The sequence below is a fragment of the [Mycobacterium] manitobense genome, from assembly GCF_025821665.1.
In the GTDB taxonomy this organism is placed as follows: domain Bacteria; phylum Actinomycetota; class Actinomycetes; order Mycobacteriales; family Mycobacteriaceae; genus Mycobacterium; species Mycobacterium arseniciresistens.
The window spans coordinates 70,187-88,222 of the sequence record NZ_JACKSJ010000098.1; the positions used below are offsets into that span (position 1 = coordinate 70,187).

The window sequence follows — 18,036 nt, forward strand, 5'->3', positions numbered from 1 at the left end:
GCGTCAGCCCTGCCTGATGACATTCGAGTCGGTCGCGAAGCCGATTTCCGGCGACCCCGACTTGTAGATGATCGTGTTGTCGAAGCCCGAGGCACTGATCTGCGCCGACGAGTCGACCGTGATCTCGTTGTTGACGCCCGACGCGATCACTGCCGCGCATTCGCCCGTGATCGTCACGACGTTCGCCACGCCGCTGACGTTCACGGTGCCGTCGTCGCAGTTGACCGTCGTGACGGTCTGAACCCCGGACACGTTCACCGACTCGCCCGGGCCCGCCTCGAGCGTCTCGCTGGTTCCCGGCATCCCCGGTAGCCCGGTCGGCATGCCGGGGATCCCGCTCGGCAGCACCGGCATCGACGGGATCTGCGGCACCTGCGGCTCATCGAGCAGACCGCCGCCGCCGGCCACCGTCGGGTTGCCGGACGAGGGCCCGTCGGCGGGGCGCATCGCGAAGTAGATGAGTGCGCCGGCACCGGCGATCACCAGCATGACCACGACCGCCGCGAAGACGGCCCACCCCGCCTTCGAACTCGAATGCGACACCGTCGGCGCCATCGGATACGGGGCCGGGTAGCCGGGCGGGGGAGGCGGGGGCGGGTAGTACTGCTGCTGGGTGGTGTACGGCTGGGTGGTGTACGGGTCGGTCGGGTACGGCGTCGAGTAGGACTGTGTGCCCAGTTCGGAGTTCTGCGCGCGGTCGGCCAACGGACGCTCGAGGTCGCGAATCCGGGCTTCCGGGTCGTCGTTCGGGTCCATAACCGCAGATGTTCCCACATCTAGATCAACGGCGGGGCTGAAGCGCTTGGCGGACTGTTCATTCCGGCGGCAACATCGTTAGATGATCTAGTTGTGATCCTGATCACGAACACGTTTAATTGTGTTCGCCACCACAACGGAAAGGCCGCTGATGGACGCCCTGAACCACGGGTCACTCTCCTCGCACTCAGTTGCTGCGCATGACCGTGCCCCGCTGGATCCGCGCTGGGTGTTCGGCTTCGTTCTGGCGATCATCGGTGTCGTCGCCGCGATCTCCGGCGTCGTGGTCGCCGTCATGATGGGCCAGACCACCGTCGCGATCATCATCGGCATTGTCGCCGGCGCGTTCTTCGCCCGCATCGCGGTTTAGCCACGCTCGCCTTCGCGGCGGGCAACTCTGCGTAGCATCGGCGCGGTGGACACCGCGCACCTGCACATCGACAAGCAGACACCCGAGGCCTACAAGGCGCTGATCGGTGTCGCGACCAGCGTCACCTCCGCGGCCAAGGACGCAGGCATGTCGCGCGGCCTCATCGAACTCATCAACGTGCGGGTGTCGCAGATCAACGGCTGCCCGTCCTGCCTCGAGGTGCACGTCCGACGCGCGAGTGGCGCCGGCGTGAGCGTCAAACAGCTTGCGACACTGTCGGTCTGGCGTGACACCGAACTGTTCGACGACCGCGAGCGGGCCGCGCTCCGCCTCGCCGAGATCACCACCACACTGCCCGACCACGACACCGCCGAGCGTGAATACGCCCGCGCGCGCGAGGTTCTCGACGACGACGAACTCTCCGCCGTCATCTGGGTCGCCACCGCCATGAACGCGTTCAACCGGGTGTCGATCCTCAGCCGTCACCCCGTCAAGCCCGACTAGGCCGCCGACCGGCCGGCGCCGGGAGGAATACCGAACCGCGCCTGTCGTTGCAGATACCAGCGACGACACGGCAGTCGTCGGCTGCGCGACCCGCAGACGCGAAAGGACGGTTCCGGTGACCCCGCTGACGGCAATGGAGCTAGGCGTGTGGACGGACTTCCGGCCGGAACCCGGCGACCGGGAAGGCCGGCGACGATACGGCGAGGCGCTCGCCGAGGCTCGGCTCGCCGATCAGTTGGGCTTCAGTTCGTTCGCCACCACCGAACAGCACGGCGTCGACGACGGCTATCTGCCCGCACAACTGCCGGTGCTCGCCGCACTCGGCGTGGCGACCGAGCGGATCCGGTTGATGACGAATGCGCTGCTGCTCCCCCTGCATCCGTGGCGCCACGTCGTCGAGCAGTCGATCGTCGCCGATCTGCTCAGCGGTGGACGCCTGTCGCTCGGGGTGGCCGCCGGTGGTTACTCGCGCGAGTTCGACCTGTTCGGCGTGGACTTCGGCAGCCGTGGCGACATGATGGAGCGCGGGCTGCGATTCCTGCGTCAGGGGTTCGCGGACGGGACGCTGCCCGACGGGCCGGGCGGGACCGACGTGCCCGTGTTGCCGCGGCCGGTGCAGGAGCGGATTCCGGTGTACCTGGGCGGCGGCGCGCGGCGGGTCTTCGACCGGGCCGCACGGTTGGCCGACGGCGTCATCCCGGTGGACTTCTTCGACCCCGATCACGCATTCGCGGAGCTGTGGTCGGACCGGTTGGCGCCGGCGATGCAGCAGCACGGCCGCACCCTCGACGACTTCCGATTCACGATCAATGTGCCGCTTTGGGCGTCCGAGGATCCTGAGCGGGACTGGGAGACGTTCTACCGCAGCGCGATCGAGTATCAGTACCGCCAGTACGAGAACTGGGCGGGCGACCCGTCGAAAGTCGGTGTCAAAGCAGACTCGGACACGCCGTGGCGCCGGGAGTCCATGCTCGTCGACACCCCCGAGAACATTGCACGCCGCCTCCGCGAGATACGCGCCGCGGCTCCGTTCCATGAGGTGGTGTTCTGGTACCGGATACCGCGGATCGGACACGACCGCGCCATGCGACACCTGGAGTTGGTGGCGCAGGAGGTGCTGCCCCGGATTCGCGAGGCGGAACTCAGCCCGGCGCCCCCACCACGAAGCTGATCGTCGTCGCCGTGCTGCCGCCGAAGTTCAACGTGGCGAATGTCCGGGCGCCCTCGACCTGATACTCGCCCGCCGTCCCGCTCACCTGCCTGGCGGCGTCCACCAGCATCCGCACTCCGGTCGCACCGACCGGATGGCCGCCACCGATCAGCCCGCCGCCCGGATTGATCGGCAACCGCCCGCCGAGTGCGATGTCGCCGTTCTCGATCGCCTTCCACGACTCGCCCGGGCCCGTCAGCCCGATGTGGTCGATCGCCATGTACTCACTCGGCGTAAAGCAGTCGTGCACCTCGAAGCCGTCGACGTCGTCGAGACGCACCTGCGCCCGGCCGAACGCATCCTGCACCGTGGCGTGCACGTGCGGCATCACGTACGGGGACTCCGGATCCCGTCCCAGCTTCTGCGTCAGGCCCAACCCGACCGTGCGGTGACCCCACCCCCTGATCCGCGCCAGCGGCCGCACCGCCGGGTTCGTCCGCAGATAGGTGTCGGTCACCAGCACCACGCCCGCGCCGCCGTCGGTCAACTGCGTGCAGTCCGACCGCCGCAGCCGTCCCTCGACCCTGGGATTCGCCTCGTCGTCGTCACCGTCCACCGTCAGGTCCGGCAGCGACCACACCCGCGTCTGTGCATTCGGATTGCGCTTGGCGGCAGCGAAGTTCGTCGAAGCGATCGCATGCAGGTGTGCGTGGTCGAGCCCCCACCGCCGGTCGTACTCGTCGGCCACCCTCGAGAACACATACGCCCACATGTTGTCCGCGTCGACGCTCTCGTGTCCCGTCCACGCCGCCGCCCCCAGGTACTGCGCGCCGACCCGGCCGGGCACCGTCTTCTCCAGCTCCAGGCCGACGACGAGCGCCACCTCGTGGAAGCCCGCCCGCAACTCCGCGACCGCGCCGAGCACCGCCGCGCTGCCCGACGCGCACGCCGCCTCGTGCCGCGACGCGGGCACACCCCACAACTGGTCGTTCACCGTCGCCGGCATCGCCCCGAGATGCCCTTGCGCGCTGAACATCTCGCCGAAGGCGTTGCCTACGTGCACCGTCCCGACGTCCCGACCGCTCAGGCCGGACGACGCCAGCGTCCCGTCGACCACCTCCCGCGCGAGGTCGGCGTAGTCACGGCCCTCGCGCGTCAGGTTGCGGGCGAAATCGCTCTGGTACGCCCCGACGATCCAGATGTCCTCAGCCATACCCCTATGGTTCAGTTGACAGAGTGACTCTGTCAACCATAGTTTGAGTCTCATGCGGGTCGAACTGCTCAACACCTACGCGTCGACGCTGCCCGCGGACGACGCCCACCGCTACCGCACCGGGCCGTGGCGCCCTCAGCTCAACGAGTGGCGCGCCGACGACCTCGACGTCGTCCAGGGCGAGATCCCCGCCAACCTCGACGGTGTCTACCTGCGCAACACCGAGAACCCGCTGCACCCGCCGATCGAGAACTATCACCCCTTCGACGGCGACGGCATGATCCACCTCGTCGAGTTCCACAACGGAACGGCCAACTACCGCAACAGGTTCGTCCGCACCGACGGCTTCCTCGCCGAACAGGACGCCGGCGAATCGCTGTGGGCCGGTTTCCTCGAGATGCCGGGATCGGCCAGGCGGGACGACGGCTGGGGCGCCCGCACCCGGATGAAGGACGCCTCGAGCACCGACATCGTGGTGCACCGCGGCATGGCGCTGTCGAGCTTCTACATGTGCGGCGACCTCTACCGGGTCGACCCGTTCACCGCCGACACCGCGGGCAAGGAGGACTGGGTCCCCGAGTGGGGCGTCTCGGCGCACCCGAAGGTCGACCCCGTCACGGGCGAACTGCTGTTCTTCAGCTACAGCAAGGAGGAGCCGTACCTGCGCTACGGCGCCGTCGACAAGGACGGCAACCTGCTGCACACCACCGACGTCCCGCTGCCCGGCCCGCGCATGCCGCACGACATGGCCTACACCGAGAACTACGTGATACTCAACGACTTCCCGCTGTTCTGGTCGCCCGAACTGCTCAAGCACGACGTGCATGCCCCGGCATGGCACCCCGACCTGCCGTCGCGCTTCGCCGTCGTTCCGCGCCGCGGCGACCAGTCGAAGGTGATGTGGTTCGAGACCGACCCCACCTACGTGCTGCACTTCACCAACGCCTACGAGGACGGCGACGAGATCGTCCTCGACGGCTTTTTCCAGGGCAACCCGTCGCCGTCCACCAAAGGCGCGAAGTCCCTGGAGGACGCCGCCTACCGGTACCTCGCGCTCGACGCCTTCGAGTCCCGGCTGCACCGCTGGCGGTTCAATGTGACGACCGGCACGGCCACCGAGGAGCGCCTCGGCGACCACCTCACCGAATTCGGGATGATCAACGGCGACTACCAGACCCGCGACTACCGCTACGTCTACGCCGCCACCGGCAAGCCCGGCTGGTTCCTCTTCGACGGCCTGGTCAAACACGACCTGCGGGCCGGCACCGAGGAGCGGATCACGTTCGGCGACGGCGTGTTCGGCAGTGAGACCGCCGTGGCGCCGCGGGTCGGCTCGACCGGCGAGGACGACGGCTACCTGATCACCCTCACCATGGACATGAACGACGACGCCTCCTACTGCGTGGTCTACGACGCTGCCCGCGTCGGCGACGGCCCGGTCTGCACGCTGCGGCTGCCCGAACGCGTCTGCAGCGGCACCCACTCCACCTGGGTGGCCGGAGCCGAGCTGCGGCAGTGGCACACCATGCGATGAGCTCGCCCTTCGAGCTGCAGGCCGGCGACACCAACGCCATCGGGCGGGCACTCGCCCTGCTCGGCGACGAGTGGACCCTGCTGCTGGTGCGCGAATCACTGCTAGGGGCAACTCGATTCAGCGACTTCGCGGTACTGCCGATCTCCAACGCCGTGCTCACGAGCCGGCTGCAGGCCATGGTCCGCGACGGGCTGCTGCAGCGCGAGATCTACCAGCAGCAGCCACTGCGCGCGGGATACGTCGCCACGCCGGAGGGCCGCGCGCTGTGGCCGATGCTCGTCGCCATCTGGCAGTGGGAACGCACGTGGTCCGACCACCGCATTGACGCGCTGCCCGACATGCACCACCGCGACTGTGGCCACGACTTCTCACCCGTCCTGCACTGTGCGCACTGCGGTGAGACCGTCGAGTCACAGGACATCGCCGGGCAGTGGGGGCCGAGCGGCGGCTGGCAGCGCTCGGTGCCGCGGGCCGCCACCCGGCGGCGCACAGGCAGCGACCCCGCCGGCCTGTTCCCCGACACGATGGCCATCGTCGGCAACCGGTGGTCCTCGGCGGTGATCGGCGCCGCGTTCCTGGGCACCAGACGGTTCAGCGACTTCCAGAACCGACTCGAGGCGCCCGGTGCGCTGATCGCCGACCGGCTGCGGGTGTTCTGCGACATCGGCGTGCTGCAGGCCGCCGCCCACCCGAAGCGCGCCGACTGGTCGGAGTACCACCTGACGCCCAAGGGGCGGGCGTTCTTCCCCGTCGTCGCGACGGCGATCCACTGGGCGCAGGCCCATTACTCGTCACCCGAGGGGCCGGCGCTGCTGATGACCCACGACGGCCACCACTTCACGCCGCAGCTGGCGTGCGACCAGTGCTCGGCGGCGCTGACGGGCGACGGCATCGAGGTGCATCCGGTCGACGGTGACGCCGTCGACCTCGGCTCTGCCTGAGTCGGGATGAATCCGCGAGCGGCCATCCGTTCTGGCGGTCGAGAAGGACGCCACAGCGGAAGGAACGCCATCATGAAGATCGTCGTCATCGGAGGAACCGGCCTCATCGGCCGCAAAGTCGTGCAGGAACTGACCGAACACGGCCACGACGCCATCTCCGCCTCGCCGAGCAGCGGCGTGAACACCGTGACCGGGGAGGGCCTCGCCGACGTCTTCACCGGCGCCGACGTCGTCGTCGACGTCTCCAACTCACCGACCCTCGACGACGCGGCAATGGACTTCTTCACCGCCGCGACCACCAACGTGCTCGCCGCCGAGGCTGCGGCCGGCGTCAAGCACCACGTGGTGCTTTCGGTGGTGGGCACCGACCGGCTGGCCCCGCAGAGCGGCTACTTCAAGGCCAAGCTCGCCCAGGAGAAGCTCATCGCCTCCGGCGCAACGCCTTACACGATCGTGCATGCCACCCAGTTCTTCGAGTTCGTCGGCACCATCGCCGACTCGGCGACCGAGGGCGACACGGTCCGGCTGCCGAACGCGAAGTGGCAGCCGATGGCGTCGGCCGATGTCGCCGAGGCCGTCGCGATCGCCGCCGTGGGTGAGCCGCAGAACCGCATCGTCGAGATCGGCGGGCCCGAGCGATTCGGCCTCGACGAGCTCGTCCGCACCGCGCTGGCCGCCAAGGGTGACCCGCGCACGGTCGTCACCGACCCGGCGGCGCGCTACTGGGGTGTGGACATCGAGGACGACACCCTGGTGCCCGGCGACGGCGCGACCCTGTTCGACACCCGCTTCGCCGACTGGGTCCGCGAGACGGTCGCCTCCCGGTAGCCGTCAGTCGGCGACGTCGAACGCCGCGATCACCTTGGTCGGGGCGATCCGGACGACGAGCTCACCGGGGACGCCGTTGCGGGCTCCGTACTGCGGACCGAGTTCCTCGCCCATGTAGCGCGTCGCGATCCGCGTCGCGATGTCGCGGATGTCGGGATCGTCGTCGGTGAGCGCCGCGGTGCCCTGGACCTGGACGAAGGAGAACGGCGGCCGTTCGTCGTCGACGAGGAGCACCACTCGCGGATCACGTTGCAGCGCACGGCCCTTCGCGGTGCTCTTCCCGGTGTTGATCACTAGCTGCCCGCCTTCGACGAGGAACCAGACGGGTGCGATGAGGGGCCTGCCGTCGGCCGCGACATAGCCGAGCTTGCCGGTGCGGGTGCCCTCGGACAGGAACGCAATGACCTCTTCGCTCAACGAATCGGATGCCATCTGGCCATGATGCCCGAGAGGCGCACCGCTGTCCCCGATCAGTCGCGGCGACCCGTTGGGATGGTCCAGTACGCGCCGACCGGAAGCTCGATCTCCGCCGCCACGCCGTCGACGATGTCCAGGAAATGACGGGTGGGCGGCGCCGGTCGTCGCCGGGTGTCGCGCAGCACCCCGATCCGGCGGGTCACGGGTTCGCCGGCCATCGGTCGGGTGGTCACCCCCGGGACTGTCATCAGAGGAAGGACGAAGCCGGGCGCCGCGGACACCCCGAGGCCCGCGGCGCAGAGGCCGGCGATCGAGGTGACGTTGCGCGCGCTGATCAGGCGTGCCGGCGTGACGCCGCGGCTTACGAGCGCCTGGTCCACGATCCGGCGTACCGAACTCGTTTCGTCGAAGGCGATGAAGGCCTCGCCGTTGAGGTCGGTCCAGTCGATGGTCGGCCGGTCGAGCAGGCGGTGGCCGTCGGACAGCACGCAGTAGAAGTGGTCGACGGCGATGGCGTCGAAGCGGATCCCGGCCGCCAGCATGGCGGCGCGTAGCGACTCCGGTGGTTCGGCGGTGACCGCCAGATCGACCGCGCCGCTGCGTACGTCGTCGAGCACCTGCCCGGCGAGCACGTCCTCGACCTCCACCATGATGTCGGGGTGCCGGGCCCTGAACCGGGTGATCATCGGCGGCAGGAGCGAGACGGCGAGCGACGGCAACGCAGCGAGGCGGAGGACGCCCTTCGTGCCGGACAGGAACGCCGCGAAGTCTGCGGTCTCCTTCGCGTAGCTGTGCAGCACTGCGCGTGCCATCCGGACGAAGTGCTCGCCTTCGCCGGTCAGCTCGAGTTGCCGCGTGGTGCGCTCGAACAGCCGGACCCCGCAGATCCGTTCGACCTGTGCGACGGTCCGGCTCAGCGACGACTGGGTCATCAGCCGGACCTCGGCCGCCCGCGTGAAACTGCGTTCCTCGGCCACGGCGACTATGGCCTCGAGCTGGCTCAACGTCACGTCTATGCGCACAGCTCATGAATCTATGCCGTATTCATGTTGGACGCGAGTAGGTCGACCGTCCCATACTCGCTACGAAATGTGATCGGCATTACAGGAGCAGAGATGACGGCGACGCTCGGATTCTTGACGATAGGCACGTTCCTCGCGCTGACGTTGTGGACGCGGGCCTCGGTGCTGGTCTGTCTGGTGCTGGTGCCCATCGTCTTCGCCCTCATCGGTGGCCACGGCGGACAGCTCGGCGAGTTCATCGGCGAAGGGGTGCTCAAGGTCGCGCCCGTCGCCGTGATGATCGCCTTCGCGGTGCTCTACTTCAGCCTGATGGTGGACCTGGGGCTGTTCGACCCAGTGATCAAGCGGGTCGTCTCGTGGGCCGGCGGCGACCCCATGAAGATCACCGTCGGCACGGCGCTCGTCACCCTGCTCGTGGCACTCGACGGCGACGGCGCGTCGACCTTCCTGATCACGGTCTCGGCGTTCCTGCCCATCTACAAGCGGATCGGGATGCGGCCGCTGGTGCTCACCGGCGTGGTGGCGCTGGCAGCGGGTGTGATGAACATGATCCCGTGGGGTGGGCCGACGGTGCGCGCCATGGCCTCGCTCGACTTGTCCAACGCCGACCTGTTCATCCCGGTCCTGCCTGCGATGGGCGCAGGCATCGCGTGGGTCCTGCTCGCCGCCTACCTGATCGGGCGCCGCGAGCGGTCCAAAATCGGGGTCTGCGACATCGAGGACGCGGCGGCCGATCTGCCGTCGACCAAGCCGGCCGGCGGCCCGGGAACAGTGCATGAGGACGACCTCTCCACCCGGCGGCGGGTGATCGAGCGGGTGAGGCAGGTCTTCAACGTCGTGCTGACCCTTGCCCTGGTCGTCGTGCTGCTTTTCCAGCTGATGCCGCTGGAGGTGGCGTTCGTCATCGCGTTCGCTCTCGCGGTGGCAGTGAATGTGCCGAACTGGCAACAACAGCGAGAGCTGTTCGAGCGGCACGGCGGCAATGTCGTGCTGGTGGTGTCGATGATCTTCGCGGCCGGTGTGCTGACCGGCATCCTCGCCGGAACCGGGATGATCGAGGCGATGGCGCAGGCACTGGTGGGCATCGTGCCCGACAGCTCGGCCGGCCTGCTGCCCGTGATCACGGCCATCGTGTCGATGCCGCTGAGCCTCGTCTTCACCCCCGACGCTTTCTACTTCGGCGTCCTGCCCGTACTCGCCGAGACCACGGCGTCCTTCGGCGGGGATCCTGCGGAGATCGGCCGCGCCGCGATCCTCGGTCAGATGACGACGGGCTTCCCGCTCAGCCCATTGACGGCATCCACCTTCATCCTCGTCGGCATGGCGCAGGTGGAGTTGGGTAAGCACCAGCGCTACATCTTCCTGTGGGCCTTCGCCACAACGCTCGTCATGACCGCGGTGGCCCTGCTCACCGGCGCGCTGAGCCTGTAGAGACGAGAGGACGACGTCAGTGAGCGACACCGTTCGGATCGGATCAGGTGCGGGGTTCGCCGGGGACCGCATCGACGCGGCGGTCGACCTGGTGCGCGACGGCGCGTTGAACGACCTCGTGCTGGAATGCCTGGCCGAACGCACCATCGCGCTCGCCCACTCACGGCGGCGCGTCGACCCCTCGCGTGGCTACGATCTGCACGCGGAGCAGCGATTCCGGGCGCTGCTGCCCGAGGCGATTCCGCGCGGGGTCCGGATCCTGAGCAACCTGGGTGCGGCCAATCCGCCTGCGGCTGGCCGGCTGGCTCTGCGGGTGGCCGAGGAGTACGGGCTGCGCTGCCGGGTCGCCGTCGTCACCGGCGACGACGTGCTCGACCTCATCGATCACGAGGCGCCTGCCCTCGAGGACGGCAAACCACTGTCGTCGCACGGCGAAATCGTATCGGCCAACGCCTATCTGGGCGCCGACAGCCTGCTGGCGGGACTGCGGGCGGGCGCCGACGTGGTGATCACTGGCCGGGTGGCCGATCCGTCGCTCTTCGTCGCGGCGCTCATCGACAGGTTCGGGTGGGACATCGACGATGAGGACATGATGGCCGCCGCCACCCTGGCCGGGCATCTGCTGGAATGTGGAACTCAGGTCAGCGGCGGTTATTTCGCCGACCCCGGCTACAAATCGGTCCCCGGGCTGGACGTCCTCGGGCTGCCCTTCGCGGACATCGCCCGTGACGGCACGATGACGATCGGCAAGCTCGACGGCACCGGCGGCCTGATCGACCGGAGAACCGTACGCGAGCAACTGCTCTACGAACTCGGCGATCCCGGGGCGTACAAGACCCCGGACGTCACCCTCGACGTCTACGGCGTCGCACTGAAGGAAGTGGCACCGGACCGCGTGCATGTCGGCGGCGCGGTAGGGCGGCGCCGGCCTGAGGAATTGAAGGTCAGCGTCGGGTATCGAGCCGGCTTCCGTGGCGAAGCGGAGATCTCCTATGCCGGACTCGGCTGCGTCGACCGCGCCCGTCTGGCGGGTGACATTGCGGCGGCACGGATTCGGCGCAGCGGAATCGACCCGCGCATCGACCTGATCGGCACCCTGGACACCCCGAACTCGATGTCGAACGGCGAATGCCGGCTACGGGTCGCCGCCATGACCGACTCTTCCGATCACGCCGAACACGTGACCCGCGAAGTCGAGTCGCTCTATCTCAACGGGCCCGCCGGCGGCGGGGGAGTCCGGACCACGGTCACCGACGTCATCGGCATCCTGTCTACGTTCATCGACAGAAACGACGTCGTCTCGCACACAGAAGTTCTGGAGACAACATGACCACTGTGCACCTCCGCGAGATCGCCCATGCGCGCGCGGGCGACAAGGGCGACACCGCCATCCTGTCGGTGTTTCCCCTCGACGACGAGCACTACCGGTGGCTGGCCGCTCACGTGACCGCCGACCGAGTCCGCGGCCACCTCGCGGATCACATCACCGGCAACGTCGTCCGCTACGAAGTCCCCTCGATCTGCGGATTGCAGTTCGTCTGCAGCCATGCACTCGGCGGGGGCGTCACCACATCGCTGGCCCTCGACAGTCACGGCAAATCACTCAGCTCCCGGCTACTGGGCATGCGGATCCCCGCACCGCCGACCGGGGCTGACGCCGACGTGGGATAGGCGTACGGTTATCCGCGAAACGAAACCAACGATAGCGCGGATGGCAAACACGGGTCGGGGTCGAGGGCTGCGCGGGCGTGGCGACGAGTGCGAGGAACTTCGTCGCCTGCTGTCGAGCGCGCGGTCGGGCAGCGGCCAGGTGTTGGTGCTGCGTGGCGAGGCCGGCGCGGGCAAAACCGCACTTCTCGGTTACCTGATCGATGAGGCCCGCGGCTTCAGCATCACGCATGTCGCGGGCGTGGAGTCCGACATGGAACTCGCGTTCGCCAGCCTCCAGCAACTCTGCGCCTCGCTGATGTCGCACGTCGAGGGGCTGCCCGAGCCCCAGCGCGACGCGCTCGCGGTGGCGTTCGGCCGCGGCGTCGGGCCGGTGCCCGACCGCTACCTCGTCGGCCTCGCGGTGCTCAGCCTGCTGGCGGCTGCTGCCGAAGACCAGCCGCTGCTGTGCGTCGTCGACGACGCGCAGTGGCTCGACCAGGTTTCGACACAGGTGCTCGGATTCGTCGCGCGTCGGCTGCTCGCCGAACCGGTGGCGCTGGTGTTCGCGGCGCGTGAGCACGGCGCCGAGGTGCTGCACGGACTGCCTGAACTCGAGGTCGGCGGCCTCCCTGACAGCGACGCCCGTGATCTGCTCGACAGCGTGGTCATCGGACGCATCGACGAGCGGGTGCGTGACCGCATCATCGCCGAGACCCGCGGCATCCCGCTGGCCGTGCTCGAGGTGCCCCGCAACGTCTCCGCGGCCGAACTCGTCGGCGGCTTCGGCACATCGATCACGCGGCCGTCCGCCGGACACGTCGAGGAGAGCTTCCTACGCCGCATCATGTTGCTTCCCCGCGACACCCGGCTGCTGGTGCTCGCGGCGGCCGCGGAACCCGTCGGCGACGCCGGATTGCTGCTGCGTGCCGCCGCCGCGCTGAACATCTCGGTCGACGCGCTGGCACCTGCCGAGGCGGCCGGCATTCTGGAGTTCGGTCCAACCATCCGGTTCCACCACCCGCTGGTGCGGTCCGCCGCCTACCGTGCGGCGGACCTGACCGATCGCAGGGCGGTACACCGCGCGCTCGCCGAGGTGACCGACCCGCACCTCGACCCGGACCGGCGGGCGTGGCACGCGGCCAACGCCGCCGTCGGCCCCGACGACGACATCGCCGCTGAACTCGAGGCCTCGGCCGGCCGGGCGCAGAGCCGCGGCGGGATCGCGGCGGCGGCGACCTTCCTCGAGCGTGCCGTGGCCCTCAGCGCCGACCCCCGGCTGCGCGGAGCAAGGGCCGTCGCCGCCGCCAGGGCGAAACGCGACGCGGCGGCATATGAAGCGGCATACGAATTGCTCGCGATCGCCGAGTCCAGTCCGCTGAGCGAGTCGCTGAGCGCCGAGATGGCCTGGCTGCGCGCTCAGATGGAGTTCACCCGCGGTCGGGGTGGCGCTCCCGGAGCGCCCCAGCTCGCCGCGGCGGCCGCCCAATTGCTCGACGCCGCGCGGCAATTGGAGACGCTCGATGACGAATCGGCACGCGAGGCGCACCTCGAGGCGCTGGCGGCGGCGATGTACGCGTCGCAGTGCGCCCCGCCAGGGGCGCTCGTCGTGGCCGCCGAGTCGGCCCGGCGCGCGGTCGGCCGCGTGGCCGACCCGCACCGCCCCACCGATCTCCTGCTCGGCGGGATGGCCGACCTGATCATCGACGGCCTGACCGCTGGCGCCGACCGGCTGCGCACCGCACTCGAATCGTGGTGCACCCACGCGCAGCGCAACGACGGCGAGGCGCTGCGCTGGCTGTCGCTGGCGTTCCCGATCGTCCAGGAATCCGCTGCGGGCGAGCTGTGGGACGACGAGGTGATGCATCGCCTCGCGACCGCCATGGTCCGCAACGTGCGCGACGCGGGCGCGCTCGCCATCCTGCCGTCCGCCCTCGCGTTCCGTGCGGGCATGCATGTGCTGACCGGTGAATTCGAGCACGCCGCAACCCTTCTCGAAGAGGCCGAGGCGATATCCACCGCGACGAACCACAAACCCGTCAAGTACCACCGGCTGCACCTGTCGGCGTGGCGTGGCGATCCGGAGGAGACGGCGGCGCTGATCGACGTCGCCACCGGCATGGCCACGGCCAAGGGGGAGGGCCGGCTGCGCGGGCTCACCGGGTACACCGCCGCGATCCTGGCCAACGGACTCGGCCGCTACGAGGAGGCGTTTGCCGGCGCGCGCCGGGCCTGTGAGAGTGACGACCTCGGTTTCTCCGGCTGGTGCCTGCTGGAGCTGACCGAGGCCGCCGCCCACCTCGGCGAGCAGGATGCCGCCGAGGAGGCGGTGCAGCGGCTCGAGCGGCGCGCCGGTGACAGCGGCACCGAGTGGGGGCTGGGCGCGCTGGCCGGGGCACAGGCGCTGCTCGCCGACAACGACGACGCCGACGCGCTGTTCAACGAGGCCATCGATCGCCTGTCGGGCACCAGGGTGGTCGTGCAACTCGCCCGTTCCCACCTGCGCTACGGCGAGTGGCTGCGCCGCGGAAATCACCGATCGGATGCGCGAAAGCACCTCGGTGACGCGCACGAGATGTTCAGCCGGATGGGGGCGCAGGCGTTCGCGGAACGGGCCCGGCGCGAGCTGCTGGCCGCCGGTGAGAAGGTGCGCAAGCAGCCGTTGCGCTCGGGCGACGAGCTCACGGCACAGGAGTCGCAGATCGCGCGGCTGGCCGCCGACGGTCTGACCAACCAGGAGATCGGCGCCCAGCTGTTCCTCAGTACCCACACCGTGGAGTGGCACCTGCGCAAGGTGTTCGTCAAGCTCGGCATCAGCTCGCGCAGACAGCTGCGCACGATGGCGTAGTTCAGGCAATGCGCCCCGGCGGGCAGGATCTGAACCCGAGGAGACCGAATCCTCTGGCCCGCCGCGTGTTCAGCGGGCACCGGCCCACGGCCGCCGGTGACCTGTCGGTCGAGACGCAGGGCATCGCACCCATCCCCGTCGGCGCACGCTACGGCACACCCCGTCGGCTGTTCACCGTGTGGTTCGCGCCGCAAGTCAACATGGCCGGCCTGTTCACCGGCACGCTCGCGATCGCGCTCGGCCTCGGCTTCTGGCTCGGCCTGCTGGCCATGGCGATCGGCACGGTGCTCGGCGCGGCGCTGGTGGCCTACCTCTCCACCTGGGGACCACGTACCGGCACGGCCCAGCTGCCCATGTCGCGGATGGCGTTCGGCGGCGGTGTCGCACTGCCGGCGTCGCTGCAGTGGCTGTCGTCGATCGCGTGGGACGCGCTGGTGGGACTGTTCGGTGCGGAGGCGCTCTCGGCGCTGCTCGGTCTGCCGTTCTGGCTGGCGGCGCTGCTCGTGCTCGGCGCGCAGGGCGTCATCGGTTACATCGGCTACGAACTGATCCACCGCGTGCAGGCAGTGCTGACGGTGGTGCTGTTCGCCACCTTCGTGGCATTCGCGGCGAAACTCGTCACCGGCCACGAGATCATCACGCCCACAACGGTATCGGGTGCCGACCTCACCGGTGCGTTCGTCCTCGAGGTGACCATCGCGTTCAGTCTCGCGGTGTCGTGGACGACCTACGCCGCCGACTTCTCCCGCTACCTGCCCGCGGAGTCCTCGCCCACCCGCGTGTTCGGCTTCGTGTTCGGCGCGATCGTGTCGGCCTACATCTTCGTCCAGGGCATTGGCATCGCCGCGGGAAACGTGCTGCCCGACCACACTGCCGAAGGTGTGCGCGCGGTGATGGGCGGCGGCGTGCTCGGCGGCGTCGCGCTGCTCGTCATCGCGTTGGCGTCCATCGGGTCAGGGGTGATGACCGACTACGGCGGATCGCTGGCTCTGCAGACCCTGGGCGTGCGGGTGCGAAGACCGGTCTCGGCCGTCATCGTTGCGGCGCTCGCCTTCGCGTTGATCCTGTGGCTGCACGCGGCGCACACGGCCAGCCGGTTCCAGGACGTGCTGTTGATGGTCGGCTACTGGGTACCGGCGTTCGTCGCGGTGGTGATCGTCGACTGGCTGATCAGGGCCCGGGGACAACGGGCGACGATCGACCCGGCCGAGGAGTCCCCGGACCGCCGGAACGCACTGGTCGCGGTGGCGGTGTTCGTGCTCGCCTACGTCGCCGCGATCCCGTTCATGTACACCTCGCTGATCGAGGGACCGGTCGCGCGGGCCTGGCACGGCGCTGACATCGCCTATCTGGTCAATTTCCTGGTCGCCGCCGTCCTGTACGGCGGCTACCGCCTCCTGAGCGGGCGAGCCGAGGTCACCGCGGGCGCAAGTCCAGGGTGACGACCACGAACTTTCCGGGGTCCCCTCGACCGCCGCGGAGACCACGCTTGATGCATGGACGTCTACGAGGCAGTGACCACCCGCCGCGCGGTCCGCGGATTCACCGACCGCCCAGTGCCGATGGAGACCCTGGAGAAGGTGTTGTCGGCGGCGGCGTGGGCCCCGTCGGGATCGAACATCCAGCCGTGGCACATCTACGTGCTGACCGGTGAACCGCTGGCCCGGCTCAAGAAGATCGCCGTCGAACGGGTGGCCGCGGGTGACCCATGGGACGAGCGCGAGTACGTGATGTACCCGCCCGACATGACGTCCCCCTACGCCGATCGGCGGGCCGCATTCGGCAAGGAGCGCTACGCCGCGCTGGGTATCGAGCGCGGGGACTGGGAGGCCCGCATCCGCGCCGCGATCGGAAACTGGGACTGCTTCGGCGCCCCGGCCGCCCTGTTCTGCTACATCGACCGCGGGCTCGGGGTGGCCCAGTGGTCGGACCTCGGGATGTACCTGCAGACAGTGATGCTGCTGCTGCGCGCCGAAGGTCTGCACAGCTGCCCGCAGATGGCGTGGTCACAGGTGCGACGGACGGTCGCCGACGCCATCTCGCCGCCCGAGCACCTGATGCTGTTCTGCGGCATGTCGATCGGCTACGAGGACGTCACCAAGGCGCTTCCCCGCACCGGCCGCGCACCGCTCGAGGAGACCGTCACCTTCATCACAGACTGACGGCCGGCCGAGCCTTGCCGGTAGGGTCGTCGCCACGGTGGAGGCGATGGCAGGCAGAGGCCGAGGGCAACGGTTACGCGGACGCTCCGGCGAATCCGAAGCGCTGCGCGCACTGCTGGCGGCGGCGCGGTCCGGCAGTGGCCAGGCCCTGGTGCTGCGCGGCGAGGCCGGCGTGGGCAAGACGGCCCTGCTCGAACAGCTCGTCGAGAGCGCCGCCGGATTCCACATCGCCCGCGTCGGCGGCGTGGAATCCGACATGGAACTCGCCTTCGCAGGCCTTCAGCAACTGTGCGCGCCGCTGCTCGGGCAGCTCGACTCGCTGCCCGAACCCCAACGCGAGGCACTCAACGTCGCCTTCGGCCGCGGTGCGGGCCCGACCCCCGACCGGTTCCTCGTCGGGCTCGCGGTGTTGAGCCTGATGGCCGCCGCCGCCGACGACCAACCCCTGCTGTGCATCGTCGACGACGCCCAGTGGCTCGACGAGGTGTCGGTGCAGACGCTGGCGTTCGTCGCCCGCCGGCTACTCGCCGAGCCGGTCGCCATCGTGTGCGCGGCGCGCGACGAGGGCGCGGAGGCGCTGGCCGGCCTGCCCACACTGGCCGTCGGCGGCCTGTCCGACAGCGACGCCCGCGAGCTGCTCGACTCCGTGATGGTGGGCCGCATCGACCCGCGGGTGCGCGACCGCGTGGTCGCCGAGACCCGGGGCAACCCGCTGGCCCTGCTGGAAGTGCCGCGCAACAACCCGTCGTCCGAACTCGGCGGCGGCTACTTCGCCGTCGGCGCCGGCCGGTCAGCGGGCCAGATCGAAGAGGGCTTCATCCGCCGCATCGAGGCGCTGCCGCACGACACCCGCAAACTGCTGCTGCTCGCGGCCGCCGAACCCGTCGGCGACGCCGCCGTGTTCCTGGGCGCCGCAACTCATCTCGGGATTCCGGTCGGCGCGCTCGGCCCCGCCGAGGCCGAAGAGCTGATCGAGTTCGCGGGCCGGATCCGGTTCCGCCACCCGCTGGTGCGCTCGGCCGTCTACCGCGCGGCCGACCTCTCCGAACGCCGCGCCGTGCATCAGGCGCTGGCCGACGCCACCGACCCGGAGCTCGACCCCGACCGTCGGGCCTGGCACGCCGCCACCGCGGCCACCGGACCCGACGACGCCGTCGCCGCCGAACTCGAAGCCTCGGCCGATCGTGCGCAGAGCCGCGGCGGCATCGCGGCC

17 protein-coding genes are annotated in these 18,036 nt (G+C 69.5%); 13 read left to right on the forward strand and 4 right to left on the reverse strand.

Annotated elements, in window-relative coordinates:
• Positions 1-3: 3 nt before the first annotated feature.
• Positions 4-756 (reverse strand): DUF3060 domain-containing protein, encoded by a 753-nt coding sequence (locus H7I41_RS13110; protein ID WP_264013022.1) that lies wholly within the window; start codon positions 754-756, stop codon positions 4-6.
• A 151-nt stretch (positions 757-907) separates the two neighbouring features.
• Between H7I41_RS13110 and H7I41_RS13115 the strand changes: the two genes are divergently transcribed.
• The 3 genes from H7I41_RS13115 to H7I41_RS13125 all read left to right on the forward strand — a co-directional run bounded on the left by H7I41_RS13115 (position 908) and on the right by H7I41_RS13125 (position 2,801).
• Positions 908-1,126: a hypothetical protein gene (locus H7I41_RS13115; protein ID WP_264013023.1), complete on the forward strand. Its 219-nt coding sequence runs from the start codon at positions 908-910 to the stop codon at positions 1,124-1,126.
• Positions 1,127-1,171: 45 nt separating this feature from the next.
• A complete protein-coding gene (locus tag H7I41_RS13120; protein ID WP_264013024.1) occupies positions 1,172-1,630 on the forward strand; it encodes a carboxymuconolactone decarboxylase family protein in 459 nt (152 codons plus the stop codon).
• A 115-nt stretch (positions 1,631-1,745) separates the two neighbouring features.
• Positions 1,746-2,801, forward strand: coding sequence for an LLM class flavin-dependent oxidoreductase (locus H7I41_RS13125; protein WP_264013025.1), 1,056 nt, complete (start codon positions 1,746-1,748; stop codon positions 2,799-2,801).
• Here H7I41_RS13125 and H7I41_RS13130 read toward each other — a convergent pair.
• On the reverse strand, positions 2,773-3,993 hold the full coding sequence (locus tag H7I41_RS13130; RefSeq protein ID WP_264013026.1) for an acetyl-CoA acetyltransferase: 1,221 nt from the start codon (positions 3,991-3,993) through the stop codon (positions 2,773-2,775). The genes H7I41_RS13125 and H7I41_RS13130 overlap by 29 nt on opposite strands.
• Before the next feature lie 52 nt (positions 3,994-4,045).
• Here H7I41_RS13130 and H7I41_RS13135 point away from each other — a divergent pair, with 52 nt between their 5' ends.
• From H7I41_RS13135 to H7I41_RS13145, 3 genes are all read left to right on the forward strand, one after another.
• Positions 4,046-5,527: a carotenoid oxygenase family protein gene (locus tag H7I41_RS13135; RefSeq protein WP_264013027.1), complete on the forward strand. Its 1,482-nt coding sequence runs from the start codon at positions 4,046-4,048 to the stop codon at positions 5,525-5,527.
• On the forward strand, positions 5,524-6,468 hold the full coding sequence (locus H7I41_RS13140) for a winged helix-turn-helix transcriptional regulator (protein WP_264013028.1): 945 nt from the start codon (positions 5,524-5,526) through the stop codon (positions 6,466-6,468). The genes H7I41_RS13135 and H7I41_RS13140 overlap by 4 nt, the downstream gene beginning before the upstream one ends.
• 72 nt (positions 6,469-6,540) lie before the next feature.
• Positions 6,541-7,296: an SDR family oxidoreductase gene (locus H7I41_RS13145; RefSeq protein ID WP_264013029.1), complete on the forward strand. Its 756-nt coding sequence runs from the start codon at positions 6,541-6,543 to the stop codon at positions 7,294-7,296.
• A gap of 3 nt (positions 7,297-7,299) precedes the next feature.
• On the opposite strand, the gene H7I41_RS13150 is transcribed toward H7I41_RS13145, so the two are convergent.
• Together H7I41_RS13150 and H7I41_RS13155 are read right to left on the reverse strand one after the other, a co-directional pair.
• On the reverse strand, positions 7,300-7,728 hold the full coding sequence (locus tag H7I41_RS13150; protein WP_264013030.1) for a PPOX class F420-dependent oxidoreductase: 429 nt from the start codon (positions 7,726-7,728) through the stop codon (positions 7,300-7,302).
• Between the two features lie 38 nt (positions 7,729-7,766).
• Positions 7,767-8,735: a LysR family transcriptional regulator gene (locus H7I41_RS13155; RefSeq protein WP_264013031.1), complete on the reverse strand. Its 969-nt coding sequence runs from the start codon at positions 8,733-8,735 to the stop codon at positions 7,767-7,769.
• A gap of 93 nt (positions 8,736-8,828) precedes the next feature.
• On the opposite strand from H7I41_RS13155, the gene H7I41_RS13160 reads away from it, so the two are divergent.
• From H7I41_RS13160 to H7I41_RS13190, 7 genes are all read left to right on the forward strand, one after another.
• On the forward strand, positions 8,829-10,166 hold the full coding sequence (locus tag H7I41_RS13160) for a CitMHS family transporter (protein WP_264013032.1): 1,338 nt from the start codon (positions 8,829-8,831) through the stop codon (positions 10,164-10,166).
• Positions 10,167-10,185: 19 nt separating this feature from the next.
• Entirely contained in the window at positions 10,186-11,496 is a 1,311-nt protein-coding gene (locus tag H7I41_RS13165; RefSeq protein ID WP_264013033.1) for an acyclic terpene utilization AtuA family protein, read from the forward strand.
• Positions 11,493-11,837 carry an AtuA-related protein gene (locus H7I41_RS13170; RefSeq protein ID WP_264013034.1) on the forward strand — a complete coding sequence of 115 codons (345 nt, stop codon included), beginning with the start codon at positions 11,493-11,495 and terminating at the stop codon, positions 11,835-11,837. The genes H7I41_RS13165 and H7I41_RS13170 overlap by 4 nt, the downstream gene beginning before the upstream one ends.
• 40 nt (positions 11,838-11,877) lie before the next feature.
• Positions 11,878-14,661, forward strand: a complete 2,784-nt coding sequence (locus H7I41_RS13175) for a helix-turn-helix transcriptional regulator (RefSeq protein WP_264013035.1) — start codon at positions 11,878-11,880, stop codon at positions 14,659-14,661.
• An 8-nt stretch (positions 14,662-14,669) separates the two neighbouring features.
• Entirely contained in the window at positions 14,670-16,103 is a 1,434-nt protein-coding gene (locus H7I41_RS13180) for a purine-cytosine permease family protein (protein ID WP_264013036.1), read from the forward strand.
• Between the two features lie 54 nt (positions 16,104-16,157).
• A complete protein-coding gene (locus H7I41_RS13185; RefSeq protein WP_264013037.1) occupies positions 16,158-16,823 on the forward strand; it encodes a nitroreductase in 666 nt (221 codons plus the stop codon).
• A gap of 46 nt (positions 16,824-16,869) precedes the next feature.
• Positions 16,870-18,036: AAA family ATPase (locus tag H7I41_RS13190; protein ID WP_264013038.1), on the forward strand; the 1,167-nt coding region annotated here is incomplete at its 3' end.